16 protein-coding genes are annotated in these 15,807 nt (G+C 52.7%); 9 read left to right on the top strand and 7 right to left on the bottom strand.

The features are described 5' to 3' along the window. Nucleotides 1–42 precede the first annotated feature (42 nt). Together holC and valS are read left to right on the top strand one after the other, a co-directional pair. Complete coding sequence (holC, locus tag AB4K05_RS20805; protein WP_368481767.1) at nucleotides 43–486, top strand: DNA polymerase III subunit chi; 444 nt, start codon at nucleotides 43–45, stop codon at nucleotides 484–486. Then, complete coding sequence (gene valS, locus AB4K05_RS20800) at nucleotides 486–3,341, top strand: valine--tRNA ligase (protein WP_368481766.1); 2,856 nt, start codon at nucleotides 486–488, stop codon at nucleotides 3,339–3,341. The genes holC and valS overlap by 1 nt, the downstream gene beginning before the upstream one ends. A gap of 56 nt (nucleotides 3,342–3,397) precedes the next feature. Here valS and AB4K05_RS20795 read toward each other — a convergent pair whose 3' ends face one another. Then, the gene (locus tag AB4K05_RS20795) at nucleotides 3,398–4,576 is read right to left on the bottom strand and encodes a YjgN family protein (protein WP_368481765.1); all 1,179 of its coding nucleotides are present in this window, start codon (nucleotides 4,574–4,576) and stop codon (nucleotides 3,398–3,400) included. 190 nt (nucleotides 4,577–4,766) lie between these two features. On the opposite strand from AB4K05_RS20795, the gene AB4K05_RS20790 reads away from it, so the two are divergent. After that, nucleotides 4,767–5,270, top strand: coding sequence for a GNAT family N-acetyltransferase (locus AB4K05_RS20790; RefSeq protein ID WP_368481764.1), 504 nt, complete (start codon nucleotides 4,767–4,769; stop codon nucleotides 5,268–5,270). A gap of 26 nt (nucleotides 5,271–5,296) precedes the next feature. Here the strand turns inward: AB4K05_RS20790 and AB4K05_RS20785 are convergent, their stop codons facing one another. The 3 genes from AB4K05_RS20785 to rraB all read right to left on the bottom strand — a co-directional run bounded on the left by AB4K05_RS20785 (nucleotide 5,297) and on the right by rraB (nucleotide 7,485). Beyond that, on the bottom strand, nucleotides 5,297–6,127 hold the full coding sequence (locus AB4K05_RS20785; protein ID WP_368481763.1) for a topoisomerase II: 831 nt from the start codon (nucleotides 6,125–6,127) through the stop codon (nucleotides 5,297–5,299). A 127-nt stretch (nucleotides 6,128–6,254) separates the two neighbouring features. Further along, on the bottom strand, nucleotides 6,255–7,013 hold the full coding sequence (gene miaE, locus AB4K05_RS20780; RefSeq protein ID WP_368481762.1) for a tRNA isopentenyl-2-thiomethyl-A-37 hydroxylase MiaE: 759 nt from the start codon (nucleotides 7,011–7,013) through the stop codon (nucleotides 6,255–6,257). 52 nt (nucleotides 7,014–7,065) lie between these two features. After that, nucleotides 7,066–7,485, bottom strand: coding sequence for a ribonuclease E inhibitor RraB (gene rraB / locus AB4K05_RS20775; RefSeq protein WP_052282407.1), 420 nt, complete (start codon nucleotides 7,483–7,485; stop codon nucleotides 7,066–7,068). Nucleotides 7,486–7,645: 160 nt separating this feature from the next. Here rraB and argF point away from each other — a divergent pair, with 160 nt between their 5' ends. Beyond that, nucleotides 7,646–8,650 carry an ornithine carbamoyltransferase gene (gene argF, locus AB4K05_RS20770; protein WP_368481761.1) on the top strand — a complete coding sequence of 335 codons (1,005 nt, stop codon included), beginning with the start codon at nucleotides 7,646–7,648 and terminating at the stop codon, nucleotides 8,648–8,650. Nucleotides 8,651–8,759: 109 nt separating this feature from the next. Here argF and AB4K05_RS20765 read toward each other — a convergent pair whose 3' ends face one another. Continuing rightward, entirely contained in the window at nucleotides 8,760–9,212 is a 453-nt protein-coding gene (locus AB4K05_RS20765; RefSeq protein ID WP_368481760.1) for a YhcH/YjgK/YiaL family protein, read from the bottom strand. Between the two features lie 80 nt (nucleotides 9,213–9,292). Here AB4K05_RS20765 and AB4K05_RS20760 point away from each other — a divergent pair, with 80 nt between their 5' ends. From AB4K05_RS20760 to ridA, 4 genes are all read left to right on the top strand, one after another. After that, entirely contained in the window at nucleotides 9,293–9,607 is a 315-nt protein-coding gene (locus AB4K05_RS20760; RefSeq protein ID WP_368481759.1) for a pyrBI operon leader peptide, read from the top strand. Continuing rightward, entirely contained in the window at nucleotides 9,600–10,535 is a 936-nt protein-coding gene (gene pyrB / locus AB4K05_RS20755) for an aspartate carbamoyltransferase (RefSeq protein ID WP_368481758.1), read from the top strand. Before AB4K05_RS20760 ends, pyrB begins: the two co-directional genes overlap by 8 nt. A gap of 12 nt (nucleotides 10,536–10,547) precedes the next feature. Next, a complete protein-coding gene (pyrI, locus tag AB4K05_RS20750) occupies nucleotides 10,548–11,009 on the top strand; it encodes an aspartate carbamoyltransferase regulatory subunit (RefSeq protein WP_368481757.1) in 462 nt (153 codons plus the stop codon). 73 nt (nucleotides 11,010–11,082) lie between these two features. Next, complete coding sequence (gene ridA, locus AB4K05_RS20745; RefSeq protein WP_368481756.1) at nucleotides 11,083–11,469, top strand: 2-iminobutanoate/2-iminopropanoate deaminase; 387 nt, start codon at nucleotides 11,083–11,085, stop codon at nucleotides 11,467–11,469. Nucleotides 11,470–11,617: 148 nt separating this feature from the next. Here ridA and mgtA read toward each other — a convergent pair whose 3' ends face one another. After that, nucleotides 11,618–14,326 (bottom strand): magnesium-translocating P-type ATPase, encoded by a 2,709-nt coding sequence (gene mgtA, locus AB4K05_RS20740; RefSeq protein ID WP_368481755.1) that lies wholly within the window; start codon nucleotides 14,324–14,326, stop codon nucleotides 11,618–11,620. A 149-nt stretch (nucleotides 14,327–14,475) separates the two neighbouring features. After that, nucleotides 14,476–14,526: a mgtA regulatory leader peptide MgtL gene (gene mgtL / locus AB4K05_RS20735; RefSeq protein ID WP_122983162.1), complete on the bottom strand. Its 51-nt coding sequence runs from the start codon at nucleotides 14,524–14,526 to the stop codon at nucleotides 14,476–14,478. A gap of 155 nt (nucleotides 14,527–14,681) precedes the next feature. On the opposite strand from mgtL, the gene treR reads away from it, so the two are divergent. Further along, on the top strand, nucleotides 14,682–15,629 hold the full coding sequence (gene treR, locus AB4K05_RS20730) for a trehalose operon repressor TreR (protein ID WP_368481754.1): 948 nt from the start codon (nucleotides 14,682–14,684) through the stop codon (nucleotides 15,627–15,629). Nucleotides 15,630–15,807 lie beyond the last annotated feature (178 nt).

The following is a 15,807-nucleotide window of genomic DNA, read 5'->3' as shown; positions in this document are numbered from 1 at the left end:
ATCCGGCTTCGCATTTAAATCCATCACAAGAAGCCCCATATTATGAAGAATGCAACGTTCTATATTCTGGACAACGACACCACCGTCGACGACCTTAGCGCCGTTGAGCAGTTAGTGTGTGAAATTGCCGCAGAACGTTGGCGCGCCGGCAAGCGCGTGCTTATCGCCTGCGAGGACGAGCAGCAGGCCATTCGCCTAGATGAAGCCCTGTGGACACGTCCACCGGAAAGTTTTGTACCGCATAATCTGGCGGGAGAAGGCCCACGCGGCGGTGCGCCGGTCGAAATTGCTTGGCCTGCCAAACGCAACAGCAGCCCGCGGGACATTCTGATCAGTCTACGGGTCAATCTTGTAGATTTTGCCACCGCTTTCACAGAAGTGGTAGACTTCGTCCCTTACGAAGAAAATCTGAAACAACTCGCACGCGATCGCTACAAAGCCTACCGCGTGGCTGGTTTTAACCTGAATACGGCAACCTGGAAATAATGGAAAAGACATATAACCCACAAGATATCGAACAGCCGCTTTACGAGCACTGGGAAAAGCAGGGCTATTTCAAGCCTAACGGCGATGAAAGCAAAGAGTCCTTCTGCATCATGATCCCGCCGCCGAACGTCACCGGCAGTTTGCATATGGGTCATGCTTTCCAGCAGACCATCATGGATACCATGATTCGCTACCAGCGCATGCAGGGTAAAAACACCCTGTGGCAGGCCGGTACCGACCACGCGGGTATTGCAACCCAGATGGTGGTTGAGCGTAAGATTGCCGCTGAAGAAGGTAAAACCCGTCACGACTACGGTCGCGATGCGTTTATCGACAAAATTTGGCAGTGGAAGGCTGAATCTGGCGGCACTATTACCCGCCAGATGCGTCGTCTCGGCAACTCCGTTGACTGGGAGCGCGAGCGTTTCACTATGGATGAAGGCCTTTCCAATGCCGTGAAAGAAGTCTTTGTCCGCCTGTACAAAGAAGACCTGATTTACCGTGGCAAGCGCCTAGTAAACTGGGACCCGAAACTGCGCACCGCTATTTCTGACCTCGAAGTGGAAAACCGCGAGTCAAAAGGCTCGATGTGGCACATCCGTTATCCGCTGGCTGACGGCGCGAAAACCGCAGACGGTAAAGATTACCTGGTCGTTGCGACTACTCGTCCAGAAACCATTCTGGGCGATACCGGCGTCGCCGTTAACCCAGAAGATCCACGCTACAAAGATCTGATTGGCAAATTTGTTGTTCTGCCGCTGGTTAACCGCCGTATTCCTATCGTGGGTGATGAACACGCCGATATGGAAAAAGGCACCGGCTGCGTGAAAATCACCCCGGCACACGACTTCAACGACTATGAAGTCGGTCGTCGTCACGCCCTGCCGATGATTAATATTCTGACCTTTGATGGCGATATCCGCGAAAGCGCGGAAGTTTACGACACCAAAGGCGAAGAGTCCGATGTTTACTCCAACGCGATCCCGGCCGAATTCCAGAATCTGGAGCGCTTTGCCGCCCGTAAAGCTATCGTCGCAGCCATCGACGCACTGGGTCTGCTGGAAGAGATTAAACCGCACGACCTAACCGTGCCTTACGGCGACCGTGGCGGCGTGGTTATCGAACCAATGCTCACCGACCAGTGGTACGTGCGTGCCGACGTGCTGGCGAAACCGGCGGTGGAAGCGGTTGAAAACGGCGACATCCAGTTCGTGCCAAAACAGTACGAAAATATGTACTTCTCTTGGATGCGCGATATTCAGGACTGGTGTATCTCTCGTCAGCTGTGGTGGGGTCACCGTATCCCGGCATGGTATGACAACGACGGCAACGTCTACGTAGGTCGTACCGAAGACGAAGTGCGACAGGAAAACAACCTTAGCGCCGACGTTGCGCTGCGTCAGGACGAAGACGTTCTGGATACGTGGTTCTCCTCCGCGCTGTGGACCTTCTCGACCCTCGGCTGGCCGGAAAACACCGACGCGCTGCGTCAATTCCACCCAACCAGCGTGATGGTTTCCGGCTTCGACATCATCTTCTTCTGGATTGCCCGCATGATCATGATGACCATGCACTTCATCAAAGATGAAGACGGCAAGCCGCAGATCCCGTTCAAGACCATCTACATGACCGGTCTGATTCGTGATGACGAAGGCCAGAAGATGTCCAAGTCCAAGGGTAACGTTATTGACCCACTGGATATGGTCGACGGTATCTCCCTGCCGGACCTGCTGGAGAAACGTACCGGCAACATGATGCAGCCGCAGTTGGCTGAGAAAATTGCTAAGCGTACCGAGAAACAGTTCCCAGACGGCATCGAGCCGCACGGCACCGATGCTCTGCGTTTCACCCTGGCAGCGCTGGCCTCTACCGGCCGTGACATCAACTGGGACATGAAGCGTCTGGAAGGTTACCGTAACTTCTGTAACAAGCTGTGGAACGCCAGCCGCTTCGTGCTGATGAACACCGAAGATCAGGATTGCGGCTTCAACGGCGGCGAAATGACCCTATCACTGGCCGATCGCTGGATTCTGGCTGAGTTCAACCAGACCATCAAAGCGTACCGTGAAGCGCTGGATAACTTCCGCTTCGATATCGCTGCGGGCATCCTGTACGAATTCACCTGGAACCAGTTCTGCGACTGGTACTTGGAGCTGACTAAACCGGTCATGACCGGTGGCTCTGAAGCGGAACTGCGCGGCACCCGCAATACGCTGGTGACCGTTCTGGAAGGTTTACTGCGCCTTGCGCACCCAATCATTCCATTCATCACCGAAGAAATCTGGCAGCGCGTGAAGGTACTTTGCGGCAACACCGCCGATACCATCATGCTGCAGCCGTTCCCAGAATACGATGCCGCTCAGGTTGATGAAGCAGCACTGGCTGACACCGAATGGCTGAAGCAGGCGATCGTTGCCGTGCGTAACATCCGCGCAGAAATGAACATTGCCCCAGGCAAACCGTTGGAGCTTCTGCTGCGCGGTTGCAGCGCTGACGCGATGCGCCGTGTGAATGACAACATGAGCTTCCTGCTGAACCTAGCACGTCTGGAAAGCATCACCGTGCTACCTGCTGATGATAAAGGCCCGGTTTCCGTGACCAAAATCATCGACGGCGCCGAGCTGCTGATCCCGATGGCTGGCCTCATCAACAAAGAAGATGAGCTGGCGCGTCTGGCGAAAGAAGTCGCGAAGATCGAAGGTGAAATCAGCCGCATCGAGAACAAGCTGTCTAACGAAGGCTTTGTGGCGCGCGCACCGGAAGCGGTAATTGCCAAAGAGCGTGAAAAGCTGGATGGTTATGCACAAGCTAAAGCGAAGCTGATTGAGCAGCAGGCGGTCATCGCCGCGCTGTAATTGCCGTTAAGGTTATTGCTGTAATAAAGGCCGGAGCTTGCTCCGGCCTTGTTGTATCAGATGAACGGGAAGTAGGTCATCACACCGCGTGATACCCACATTGCCGGGCCTGTGGCCAGCTCTTCTTGATGGTCAGTCAGTTCCAACGCATCCAAATCACCCTGTACATGGGAATGACTGGCCAGCCAACTGACCAGCCACATTTTCATCCACGGATAGCCCAGTCCAAACGTAATGCCCGAAATAAATATCACCAGTACAAAACGCCAGACTAAGCCATGCACGGTAACCGAAGAATGAAAGCGGATCTTTCCCTCAGCCAATACGAGGTTATTCATAAACAGATTACGTAGTGTGGTGTACAAAAAACTTCCAACCACAATAATTCCAGTGAAATAAAGAAAATAGCACGCGATTATTCTGCTCTGATTTTCCAAGATAAATTCGTCGTCGGCCACGCCTAGCACAGCCAACATCATCATTTGCAGAAAAATGGGGGCAATCAGCCAGGCAATCACAACAACAAATGGCAGCAGCACTAACACGGCTTTAATGCATCCCACTACGCACATTTTCATATCAACACTTATGGCAAACCGGTGAATACCGAAATATCCGCCATTACCCACTAACTGCATCCATTTTGCATAGGTAATACCGTAGGTGACACCCATGCCCACAATTCCCACAAACGCGATAAATGCTATTCTGACAAGCATTTCAACCCAATCGGTGGCAAGAATCAGCAGATAAACCACGGCCCAGTTTATTAGAGCAAGCACCACTGGCACCGCCAACATATAGAGCCACGCTTGGAATGTTGAGCAGTTAAAGCCAAAACGCACGCCGTTAAGCGATGTCATTATCGCCTGATATTGCAGGCTCTTAATTGTCATCAATGGAAGGGCTGCGACCAATAAGCCAATTAAAGAAAAACCGATAAACGGACTGTTATTAGCAATAAAACTCACGCTGGCAACAGAAATAACCATAATCAATAGAAAACTAACAAAAATAGCCCCACCCGTTGCCTTATAGACAAAGTGCTGTCCGTTAAGCGTCATTTTCTCATAAATATAACGACGACATCTCACGATCGCCCATGGCGTATACACCCCTAGGGTAATACAACTCAGTAAAAAATTTACAAGGCAAATAATAAAATAGTCCCAACCCTTACCGGTGAAAACAAATTTGTGGTTTTGATTACCCTGACCACAGATAGAATTATTCATGAATAATATCCCTAGCATCCATTCCATTAATATAAAAATATGCCAGCTTTAAATTACTGGTCCAATTACAATACTATTTTTAACTACCTAGTGTATTTTGTTTTTTTCTGATTCAGGAACGTCTTGCACCTAACACAAGAGAGTGCTATTAAATAAATATATAAGTGTTTTTCTAGAATTGAGCCATATTATGAATGTAGTGCGACCATCCACGCTAACGCTGCGCCGAATCACCGAAACCGATAATGCCGCTATCGCCGCGGTAATCCGCCTTGTCTCTGCCGAATACGGCCTGACCGCTGATAAAGGTTACACGGTGGCGGATCCCAATTTGGATGAGCTATTCCAAGTTTACAGCCAGCCGGGCGCGGCCTATTGGGTCGTTGAGCAGAATGGAGAAGTGGTGGGCGGCGGCGGCGTTGCGCCATTAGGTTGTAGCGAGCCGGATATTTGCGAACTGCAAAAGATGTATTTTCTGCCGAGCATCAGAGGCCAAGGGCTGGCGAAAAAGTTAGCGCAGATGGCGCTCGATCATGCGCGCGATCAGGGCTTTAAGCAGTGCTATTTAGAAACGACGGCGTTTCTCACCGAGGCAATTCATCTCTACGAACGTTTGGGCTTTGCGCATATTGCCGAACCGCTAGGTTGTACCGGCCACGTAGACTGCGAAGTGCGGATGTTAAAGCCCCTCTGAAATCAGGCAAAGGGGCTTGGTCCGCTTTATTGCATCTCAGCTGACAGCATCAGGCGAATCACGCCAGCCGCGCGGGCTGTGGGCAGTTTAAGCACCTGTGTCCATAGATCCTGCACCATTTCACAGGCCACTTTCTCTTTACCTATTGCTTTGTTCGGGTCGGCCATGATTTCAATATCCGGCCCATATTGCTGCACCAGTTTTGGGCTAATGGCCTGCAGATCCTGCAGCGCCAGCTGTTTTTCTTGTGCCGTTACCGTATGTTTATCCGGACCGTAAGCGGCGTGCATCATGCTCATGTCGTTCTCCATACGGCGACTCATAATCTCACGTGGAATGAGCTTTACCGGATTGATCCCTCCCTTCACCGCCGGGAACAGGAAACGGAAACATTCATCGCCGCCGACTTTCGCTACCGCATTCATTTGCTCAAGGTTAATTTTCATGTAGGCAATGACGTTGGCATCCGGTGCCTGCTGCAAACGCGCCATTTGAAACTGCAGGATCTGCGGCTGAATAGTGTCGATAATTTGCTGCTCACTTTTCCCCGCCTCTTTCATCTGCGCCGATTGCGTGAGGATATTCTGCCATAGCGCCGGGTCATGCTCTTTAATCACCTGGTAGACCGGCACGGACAGCATCGCTTTTTCGAATTTCTGCGTTTCCGTCAGGCCATAGTCCGGGCTTTCACGCGGAATAAGGTAGTGCACGTCAAACAGGTTCCATCCAACAATGGCTAGCACAAAAATCGCCGCACCGGAGATCTTGCCTATCCAACCCTTTTTTCGAAAGACGCCAACTACAATAGCAATCACCGCCCCGATATAACCCGCCAACACCACGTGAGCCCAGTTCATTAACCATCCTTAATCAAATTAATACCTGTTCTGGAGATGTCATGTCTCCTTATTGTGCTGCGATTATTGCGGCAACCTTGGCGTAATTCTAGCCACCAAAATTTTCAGCCGCATTCGGAAGGAGAGATTAGGTCGGAATGCCGCTGTGGAAACGGAATTCGTGGTCGGGAGAGGCAATAAGTACTGCCTCAACTTCACCAAAAAAGCGTATACGCTCGCTGATATCATCGGCAGAAATCTGTTGAGCCAGCGTCAGGTAATCTTGATAATGCCGTGCTTCTGAACGTAACAGCGACAGGTAAAAAGCGTTGAGTTCGTCATCGAGATACGGCGCCAGCGCGGCGAAACGCTCGCAGGAACGCGCTTCGATATACGCCCCGCAAATGAGCTTATCAATCAGCGTCAACGGTTCGTGGGTACGAACCTCTTTCAGCATCCCTTTCGCGTAGCGACTGGCGGTGATTTTCACATAGGGAATGTTGCGGCGCTGCATGACCTCGCGCACCTGCCAAAAATGGTGCAGTTCTTCTTTAATCAACAGCACCATGCTGTCGATAAGCTGACGTCCCCACGGGTCGTCAGTCTTGGGCATAATGCCTTTGCCAATCTGCTTATTGAGTGCGACAAAATCTGGCTCGACACCCTCACGGAAAGTGAACGCCTCATACGGTTTGAGCCAATCGAGCAGCGTCTGCGCGCCGTCTTTATCAGCCACATATTTACGCACCATCAGCATCGCGGTTTGTGCCGCTTTCAGCTCGCAAACCAAATGATCGGTAAGCAATAACGGAAGATTTTCAGGTAAGCGCGCTTTGTCCAGCCACGCTTGGGGCGTTTTGCAATGCAGGAATTGGTAAATGGGGGAGAGTATTTGCGGGTAATCCATCGAGGAATCCTTGGCCTACGGCAGCGGTCGCTGCCGTAGGAAAACAGATGACTTAGTGGCGAACGCCGTCGTCGTCTTCATCGACTTCATCTTCGTCGTCGTCGCCTTCTTCACCGTTAGGATCTTCGTAGTAGGTTCCCCAACCGTCATAATCAACTTCGAATTTCTCAGCCAGGTTCATCAGTTGCTCAACCTGTGCGTCGATAAGCTCAGCATTCAGCGCACATTCACTCAGAATATCGCAGCAGATGACGGTGTCGCCCTCTTCCACTTCCAGCTCTTCCGGTTCGGTAACTTCGTAACCCATCTTGAAGGCTTCAACCGCCGCTTTCTCCAGGCTTTCAAAATCGTCTGCAGAAAGGTGGTGCTCGATGGTGTACAGCGCATCAGGATCGCTGCCGTCTTCCAGCAGCTCTTCAATGATCAGACGTGTTTCTTCACGCTGTTCTTCCAGGTGTTCCGGGTTTGCCATGGCTCGTTCCTCATAATGTGGCAGATACTCTTATTGTCACATACCGTTGCCATTGCCTCCACCTTTCCGATAAAGATTTGTTATTGGGGTTGCAAATGAATATTCATACATATAAAGTGAATTTTAATTCAATAAGTGGCTTGAGCCAGGTGAGGGAAAAATGTCTAGTCTGTATAAAAAACACTTCTTAAAATTACTCGATTTTACCCCTGCAGAAATCACCACCCTGCTGCTGCTCGCGGCAAAACTCAAAGCGGATAAAAAGCACGGCACGGAGTCGCCGAACCTGACCGGTAAAAACATCGCGCTCATCTTCGAAAAAGACTCGACCCGTACACGATGCTCTTTCGAAGTTGCCGCTTACGATCAGGGCGCTCGCGTCACTTATCTCGGGTCTAGCGGCAGCCAGATTGGCCACAAAGAGTCGATCAAAGACACCGCCCGCGTGCTGGGCCGGATGTATGACGGCATCCAATACCGTGGCTATGGCCAAGAGATCGTTGAAACGCTGGCGGAGTATTCCGGCGTACCTGTGTGGAACGGCCTGACTGACGAATTCCACCCAACCCAGCTACTGGCAGATTTACTCACCATGCAGGAGCATTTGCCGGGTAAAGCGTTCAATGAAATGACGCTGGTTTATGCAGGCGACGCGCGTAACAACATGGGTAACTCCATGCTGGAAGCCGCGGCGTTAACCGGGCTCGATCTGCGTTTGGTCGCCCCTCAGGCATGCTGGCCTGAAGCAAGCCTTGTTGCAGAATGCAAAGCGCTGGCGCAGAAAAACGGCGGCAACGTTACGCTGACCGAAGATATCGCCGCAGGTGTAAAAGGCGCTGACTTTATCTATACCGACGTGTGGGTATCGATGGGCGAAGCCAAAGAGAAATGGGCGGAACGTATTGCGCTATTGCGCGGCTATCAGGTCAACAGCGCGATGATGAAGCTAACCGGCAATCCACAGGTCAAATTCCTGCACTGCCTGCCGGCGTTCCACGACGACCAGACCACGCTGGGTAAGAAAATGGCGGCAGAGTACGGTATGCACGGCGGAATGGAAGTGACGGATGAAGTCTTTGAATCTCCGGCCAGCGTCGTATTCGATCAGGCGGAAAACCGGATGCACACCATTAAAGCGGTGATGGTCGCGACGCTGAGCAAATAGCGGCGTCCGGATTCTTCGTGAATGTAGGCCGGATAAGGCGGAACGCCGCCATCCGGCATTGTCACCGCATCGTGCCTGATGGCACTACGCTTATCAGGCCTACTTCTCATCACGCCACCAGCAGCTTAATCACCGCTTTGCGTACTTTAGCTGGCTGCCCTACGGCGCACAGCGGTTTGTGTACTTCGCCCGGATAAAACACCACAAAGTCGCCTTCGCTCATCACCACCATTTTTTCCTGACCACCTTCCGGCAGAAAAGCGATGTCTTTATCTGCGAGCCAATCGGTATCAGGCTTGCCAGCAGGCAATACGCTGAACGCCATTCCTTCCTGACCTTTCAACACCACTTGGATATCTAGATAGCGCACATGATATTCCGCGCGACGATCGGCAAACGGCTCGGTCATATTCTCTGAAATCAGATAAAACAGACGGTTACCGTCGATGTCGTATTTCCCTTCCGGGGTTTCGTCGGTGACGTTAGCTTGCAGGTGAAGAATCGCCTGACGCAGTTCTTCCGGCAGCCATGACGGCAGGTGATGGATGTTGCCAATAATCATAATGACTCCACAAATAAAACGATGTTTCAATTTTAAGTTGTTATACGTAAATTCGGCTTACCATACCAGTACTTTTTGTCATGACTCTGCCAGTGCGCGGTTTTACCGACGACACACTGAATTTAAATTCATTAAAACCGACTCACCAATCGATAAGAATCGTTTACGTAACGCGAATTGTGAATTCAGCGCTTGATTGCCCAATAAAGCTGCGTATAATCCTGCTCCGTTTGCCGGGAGGAAATATGGTTCAGTGTGTACGACATCGCGTCCTACCGCGTCTGAAAACAGACGCTGGCCTGCCGTTTTTTCTTTCCGTTGCATCCCCAATTCTCAAAGCCCCTTATTTAAGGGGCTTTTTTTTTGCGCCGTCGTCAGGAGATAACCATGGCTAATCCGCTGTATCAAAAACACATCATTTCCATAAACGATCTCAGCCGCGAAGACCTTGAACTGGTTTTGTCGACCGCCGCTAAACTCAAAGCCAATCCGCAGCCTGAACTGCTAAAGCACAAAGTGATTGCCAGCTGCTTCTTCGAGGCCTCGACGCGCACCCGCCTGTCTTTTGAAACTTCCATGCACCGCCTTGGGGCCAGCGTGGTCGGCTTCTCCGACAGCGCTAACACCTCTCTTGGCAAGAAAGGTGAAACCCTAGCCGACACCATTTCCGTTATCAGCACCTACGTGGACGCCATCGTCATGCGCCACCCACAAGAGGGCGCTGCGCGTCTGGCGACAGAATTCTCCGGCGGTATTCCCGTGCTGAACGCGGGTGACGGCGCAAACCAGCACCCCACCCAGACGCTGCTCGACCTGTTCACCATTCAGGAAACTCAAGGGCGCTTGGAAAATCTGCACATCGCGATGGTTGGCGACCTGAAGTATGGCCGCACCGTCCACTCACTGACCCAGGCGCTGGCGAAATTCAACGGTAACCGCTTCTACTTTATCGCTCCGGATGCGCTGGCTATGCCACAGTACATCCTCGATATGCTGGATGAAAAAGGCATCGAGTGGAGCCTGCACAGCGCCATTGATGAAGTCATGGCAGAAGTCGATATCCTCTACATGACTCGCGTGCAAAAAGAGCGCCTCGACCCTTCCGAATATGCCAACGTCAAGGCGCAGTTCGTCCTGCGCGCCGCCGACCTCGAAGGCGCCCGCGACAACATGAAAGTGCTGCACCCGCTGCCACGCATTGATGAAATCACCACCGATGTCGATAAAACGCCGCATGCCTGGTATTTCCAACAGGCCGGCAACGGCATCTTCGCCCGCCAAGCGTTACTGGCACTGGTACTGAATAGCGAACTGGTTCTGTAAGGGGAAATGACGATGACACACGACAACAAATTGCAGGTAGAAGCCATCAAACGTGGCACCGTGATTGACCATATCCCAGCACAGGTCGGCTTTAAGCTGCTGACGCTGTTCAAGCTGACGGAAACCGACCAGCGCATCACCATTGGCCTGAACCTGCCGTCCGGCGAAATGGGGCGTAAAGATCTGATCAAGATTGAAAACACCTTCCTGACCGATGAGCAAGTTAACCAGCTGTCGCTGTACGCGCCGCAGGCCACCGTTAACCGTATCGACAACTATGAAGTGGTCGGTAAATCCCGTCCGAGCCTGCCGGAGCGCATCGATAGCGTACTGGTCTGCCCGAACAGCAACTGCATCAGCCACGCCGAGCCGGTTTCCTCCAGTTTTGCAGTGAAAAAACGCGCCGATGACATTGCACTCAAATGCAAATACTGTGAAAAAGAGTTTTCTCATTATGTGGTGCTGGCCAACTAATTGCGGTTGGTATTGAAATGTGGCCTCTCTATAATGGCTAACACCTTATTACTGCAGTTCATCTGGAGATATCATGAGCAAGACTATTGCGACGGAAAAGGCACCAGCAGCTATCGGCCCATACGTTCAGGGCGTTGACTTGGGCAGTATGGTTATCACTTCCGGTCAAATCCCGGTAAACCCGAAAGACGGTAGCGTAGCGGAAGACGTGTCCGCTCAGGCTCGCCAGTCGCTGGAAAACGTGAAAGCTATCGTTGAAGCCGCCGGTCTGAAAGTGGGCGATATCGTTAAAACGACCGTATTCGTAAAAGATCTCAACGATTTCGCGACCGTTAACGCCACTTACGAAGCGTTCTTCACCGAGCATAACGCAACCTTCCCAGCGCGCTCCTGCGTGGAAGTCGCCCGTCTGCCAAAAGACGTGAAGATTGAAATCGAAGCGATTGCCATTCGTCGCTAATTTCGATGCAGTATGAAGAAAAGGCAGCCATTGGCTGCCTTTTTTGCTTTGTACGGTCATTTCGTAGGCCGGATAAGGCGAAGCCGCCATCCGGCAACCTGCGCCATTCTGCCTGATGGCGCTTAGCTTATCAGGCCTACAATGGAGGCTACTGCCAGCCGTAGCGGCGGCAGAAGAAGCCTTTCACCAGTTGCGTCAGCGTCATATAGCCTACCAAAATCGCCACCAGCCACGGGAAGTAGCTTAAAGGCAGCGCCTGCAGCTGCAGATAGCTTGCCAGCGGCGAGAACGGCAGCGCGATGCCGACAGCCATCACCAGCAGGGTCATCGCAAACAGTGGCCATGCGGCGCGGCTTTGCACAAACGGAATACGGCGAGTACGGATCATATGCACAATCAGCGTCTGTGACAGCAATCCTTCAATAAACCAACCGGATTGGAACAGGGTCTGCATTTCCGGCGTATTGGCTTTAAACACCCACCACATCAGGCAGAAGGTCAAAATATCGAAGATCGAGCTGATAGGCCCGAAGAACACCATAAAGCGGCCCAGATCCGCCGGGTTCCAGCGCTGCGGTTTTTGAATCTGCTCGTCGTCTACGTTATCAAACGGCAGCGCCACCTGAGACACATCGTACAGCAGGTTCTGAATCAGTAAGTGTAACGGCAGCATTGGCAGGAACGGCAGGAAGGCGCTGGCTACCAACACACTAAACACGTTACCGAAGTTAGAACTGGCAGTCATTTTGATGTACTTGAGCATGTTAGAGAAGGTACGACGTCCTTCAATCACCCCCTCTTCCAGCACCATCAGGCTCTTTTCCAGCAGGATGATATCAGCCGCTTCACGCGCAATATCCACCGCACCATCAACGGAAATACCGATGTCCGCCGCACGCAGCGCCGGAGCATCGTTGATGCCGTCGCCCATAAAGCCGACCACGTGGCCTTCACGTTTAAGCAACGTCACAATGCGCTCTTTATGCATCGGCGTCAGGCGGGCAAACAGCGTGGTGCGCCGCGCAAGCTCTGCCAGCTCGTCATCGTTCAGGTGTTCAATATCGCTGCCGATGATCACCTCGCCTGCGTCCAGCCCTACCTCGCGGCACACTTTCGCCGCCACCAGTTCGCTATCGCCGGTGAGAATTTTCACCGTGATGCCGCTAGCCTTCAGCGCCTTCAATGCCGGTGCCGTGGTCTCTTTTGGTGGATCGAGGAACGCAATGTAACCTTCAAGGATCAGGTCAGATTCATCAATTCGCTGATAATCGCCTTCACGCGCTGGCAGGAATTTACTGGCGACTGCCACTACGCGCAGCCCTTGGCGGTTCAGGGTGTCGGTCACCCGTTTGATACGGCGCAGCATGGTCTCATCCAGCGGTACGATTTCACCGTTGTGGTACACCTGCGTGCAGACGTTAAGCACCTCCTGAAGTGCCCCTTTGCAAATGAGCTTATGCACCTCAGGTTTTTCATTCACCACCACCGACATGCGACGACGTTCAAAATCAAACGGGATCTCATCGACTTTCTGCCAATCGCTGGAGAGCTGGCGCGCCGCGACTTCATCGACGCCTTCCAGCACCGCCGTGTCGAGCAGATTCTTTAGCCCGGTCTGGTAGTGGCTGTTGAGCCAAGCGGCATGCAGCACGCGCTCGCTGGTTTTACCGGAAATATCGGTGTGGTTTTCCAGCACGATTTTATCTTGGGTCAGCGTACCGGTTTTATCGGTGCACAGAATATCCATCGCGCCAAAGTTCTGGATAGCGTCGAGGTGTTTAACAATGACCTTCTGCTTTGACAGCTTCACCGCTCCGCGCGCAAGCGTTGAAGTGACGATCATTGGCAGCATTTCCGGCGTCAGGCCCACCGCCACGGACAACGCAAACAGCGCAGCTTCCCACCAATCGCCTTTGGTATAGCCATTAATCACCAGCACAATAGGCGCCATCACCAGCATAAAGCGGATGAGCAACATGCTGACGCGGCTAATGCCTTTTTGGAAAGCATTCGGCTCGCTTTCCTGCTCGCTCACCCGCCCAGCCAACTGACCAAACCAAGTATTCGCGCCGGTCGCAATCACCATGGCTTGGGCAGTGCCGCTCACCACGTTGGTGCCCATAAAGCACAAGGTGTCACACTCAAGCGGGTTGGTCTGCTGCGGTTCACGGGTTTTGGCGACCTTCTCCACCGGCAACGATTCCCCGGTCAGCGACGCCTGAGCAACAAACAGGTCACGCGCCTGAATCACGCGCAGGTCGGCGGGGATCATGTCTCCGGCAGCAAGCTTGATGATATCGCCCGGAACCAGTTGATCGATTGGCAATTCAATCCAGCCGTTTTCACCTTTGTCGTTGATGACGCGCAGCACCGTCGCGGTGTTGCTGACCATCGCCTTCAGAGTATCGGCCGCTTTGGTGGAGCGGGCTTCCTGCACGAAGTTCAGTAAGGTGGAAATCCCCACCATCATCACGATCACCACCGCAGCAAACAGATCTTCCGTCGCGTAGGACACGGCGGCCAGCACGGTTAGCAAAATATTGAACGGGTTGCGATAGCACAGCCACAGGTGTACCCACCACGGCTGCGGCTGCTGCGCCGGCAGCTGATTTTCTCCGTGGACGGCGCGCGCCTGTTCGACCTCGGCGGCATTGAGCCCTTCCGGGTGACTGTTAAAGGTCTGCCACAGCGCCTGCTCGCTGAGCTGAGCCATTTTCAGGCAGTGTTCGCTGAGCGAAGTTGGAATGGCGGTATTGCTCACGCTTTGCTGAGTTGGCATCGGATCGCGCTGGATTAAACGGCGCGGCAGATGGCGGCCAAGTTGTGCAAACAACTGCCGGGTGAAATTTTTCAGCATAGATAATCCCTCTGCGAGTACTTTAGACACTCGCAGTCAGGCCCGCGGGCACAGGTAATCTGCTGCCAGCAGGCACTTATTATTTTATTGCAGGGACATAAAGGGACATGTCACTGCCTCACATCATCGGTAAGGCAGCGAAAACTGGCTTACCGGAAAGTTACTCTCCAGCGGGAGAGAGGGGTGGGATCGGGATCCATAACGCCTCCGGTAAGGTAAATGATAGAAAACGCCGCGCATTATACGCAGAAATTCATAAGTTTTGTGATTATTAGAGCGATATAATAACGTCAGGTAATTCAACGGCACGTCAACCATCTGGTTTGACAATAAAATATTCACGCGGGGCAACTATATGGATAATCGGCTGACCATTAAAGATATCGCACGACTGAGCGGTGTCGGCAAATCCACCGTTTCTCGCGTACTGAATAATGAAAGCGGCGTCAGCGATCGCACCCGCGAGCGGGTGGAAGCTGTCATGCAGCAGCAGGGATTCTCCCCTTCTCGCTCGGCTCGCGCCATGCGTGGGCAAAGCGACAAGGTCGTCGCCATTATTGTCAGCCGCCTAGATTCACTGTCAGAAAATCTGGCCGTACAAACCATGCTGCCCGCGTTCTACGAGCAGGGTTATGATCCGATTATGATGGAAAGCCAGTTCTCGCCGGAAAAAGTGGTTGAGCATCTGGCTATGCTCAAACGGCGCAATATTGATGGCGTGGTCCTGTTTGGCTTTACCGGCGTCACCGAAGAGATGCTCAGCAACTGGCAGTCGACGCTGGTGCTGATGGCACGTGACGCCAGCGGCTTTACCTCCGTATGCTACGACGATACCGGGGCTATCACTCAACTGATGCAGCGATTGTTCGATCTGGGACATCGTCATATTAGTTTCCTCGGCGTGCCCACCAGCGATGCCACAACCGGCCAGCGCCGTCACGACGCTTACCAGGCCTTCTGTAAACGACATAAGCTGACACCGGTCGCCGCACTGCCGGGCCTGGCGATGAAGCAAGGCTACGATTTTGCCCGTCAGGTCATCACCCCAGAAACCAGTGCACTTATTTGCGCCACCGACACGCTCGCCCTCGGCGCCAGCAAGTACCTTCAGGATCAACGTATCGACAACGTGCAGTTGGCGAGCGTCGGCAACACCCCGTTGACCAAGTTTCTGCATCCGGAAATTATCACCGTCGATCCCGGTTACGCCGAGGCCGGACGCCGCGCCGCAGAGCAGCTCATTGCGCAAATTGGTGGCAAAAGTGAACCCCATCAGATAGTGATCCCCGCGGTCCTGAACTAAGCCAAATGTCAGTCTAAATGTGATCTTCGCTACGTTTCGGGAACGTTCCCATTTTCCCTAATGGGGAAACCCGCTACGCTTATATTCAACATCCTAATAACGATTCATAGCCTGACACCGTCAGATTGCCCGCACGAAAGGCAGCCTGTAGCGGCGGTATCAGGGAGATCTCACCTCT

The sequence above is a fragment of the Kluyvera sp. STS39-E genome (genome assembly GCF_040932435.1).
Lineage (GTDB): Bacteria > Pseudomonadota > Gammaproteobacteria > Enterobacterales > Enterobacteriaceae > Kluyvera.
This window is presented reverse-complemented; position numbering and strand designations above follow the sequence as displayed.

Excerpts from the sequence above, each read along its gene's own strand:
- holC (WP_368481767.1), top strand. The coding sequence starts at position 43 with ATGAAGAATGCAACGTTCTATATTCTGGACAACGACACCACCGTCGAC.
- AB4K05_RS20790 (WP_368481764.1), top strand. The coding sequence starts at position 4,767 with ATGAATGTAGTGCGACCATCCACGCTAACGCTGCGCCGAATCACCGAA.
- AB4K05_RS20765 (WP_368481760.1), bottom strand. The coding sequence starts at position 9,212 with ATGATTATTGGCAACATCCATCACCTGCCGTCATGGCTGCCGGAAGAA.
- argF (WP_368481761.1), top strand. The coding sequence starts at position 7,646 with ATGTCTAGTCTGTATAAAAAACACTTCTTAAAATTACTCGATTTTACC.
- rraB (WP_052282407.1), bottom strand. The coding sequence starts at position 7,485 with ATGGCAAACCCGGAACACCTGGAAGAACAGCGTGAAGAAACACGTCTG.
- valS (WP_368481766.1), top strand. The coding sequence starts at position 486 with ATGGAAAAGACATATAACCCACAAGATATCGAACAGCCGCTTTACGAG.
- ridA (WP_368481756.1), top strand. The coding sequence starts at position 11,083 with ATGAGCAAGACTATTGCGACGGAAAAGGCACCAGCAGCTATCGGCCCA.
- AB4K05_RS20760 (WP_368481759.1), top strand. The coding sequence starts at position 9,293 with ATGACTCTGCCAGTGCGCGGTTTTACCGACGACACACTGAATTTAAAT.
- miaE (WP_368481762.1), bottom strand. The coding sequence starts at position 7,013 with ATGGATTACCCGCAAATACTCTCCCCCATTTACCAATTCCTGCATTGC.
- mgtA (WP_368481755.1), bottom strand. The coding sequence starts at position 14,326 with ATGCTGAAAAATTTCACCCGGCAGTTGTTTGCACAACTTGGCCGCCAT.
- AB4K05_RS20785 (WP_368481763.1), bottom strand. The coding sequence starts at position 6,127 with ATGAACTGGGCTCACGTGGTGTTGGCGGGTTATATCGGGGCGGTGATT.
- AB4K05_RS20795 (WP_368481765.1), bottom strand. The coding sequence starts at position 4,576 with ATGAATAATTCTATCTGTGGTCAGGGTAATCAAAACCACAAATTTGTT.
- treR (WP_368481754.1), top strand. The coding sequence starts at position 14,682 with ATGGATAATCGGCTGACCATTAAAGATATCGCACGACTGAGCGGTGTC.
- pyrI (WP_368481757.1), top strand. The coding sequence starts at position 10,548 with ATGACACACGACAACAAATTGCAGGTAGAAGCCATCAAACGTGGCACC.
- pyrB (WP_368481758.1), top strand. The coding sequence starts at position 9,600 with ATGGCTAATCCGCTGTATCAAAAACACATCATTTCCATAAACGATCTC.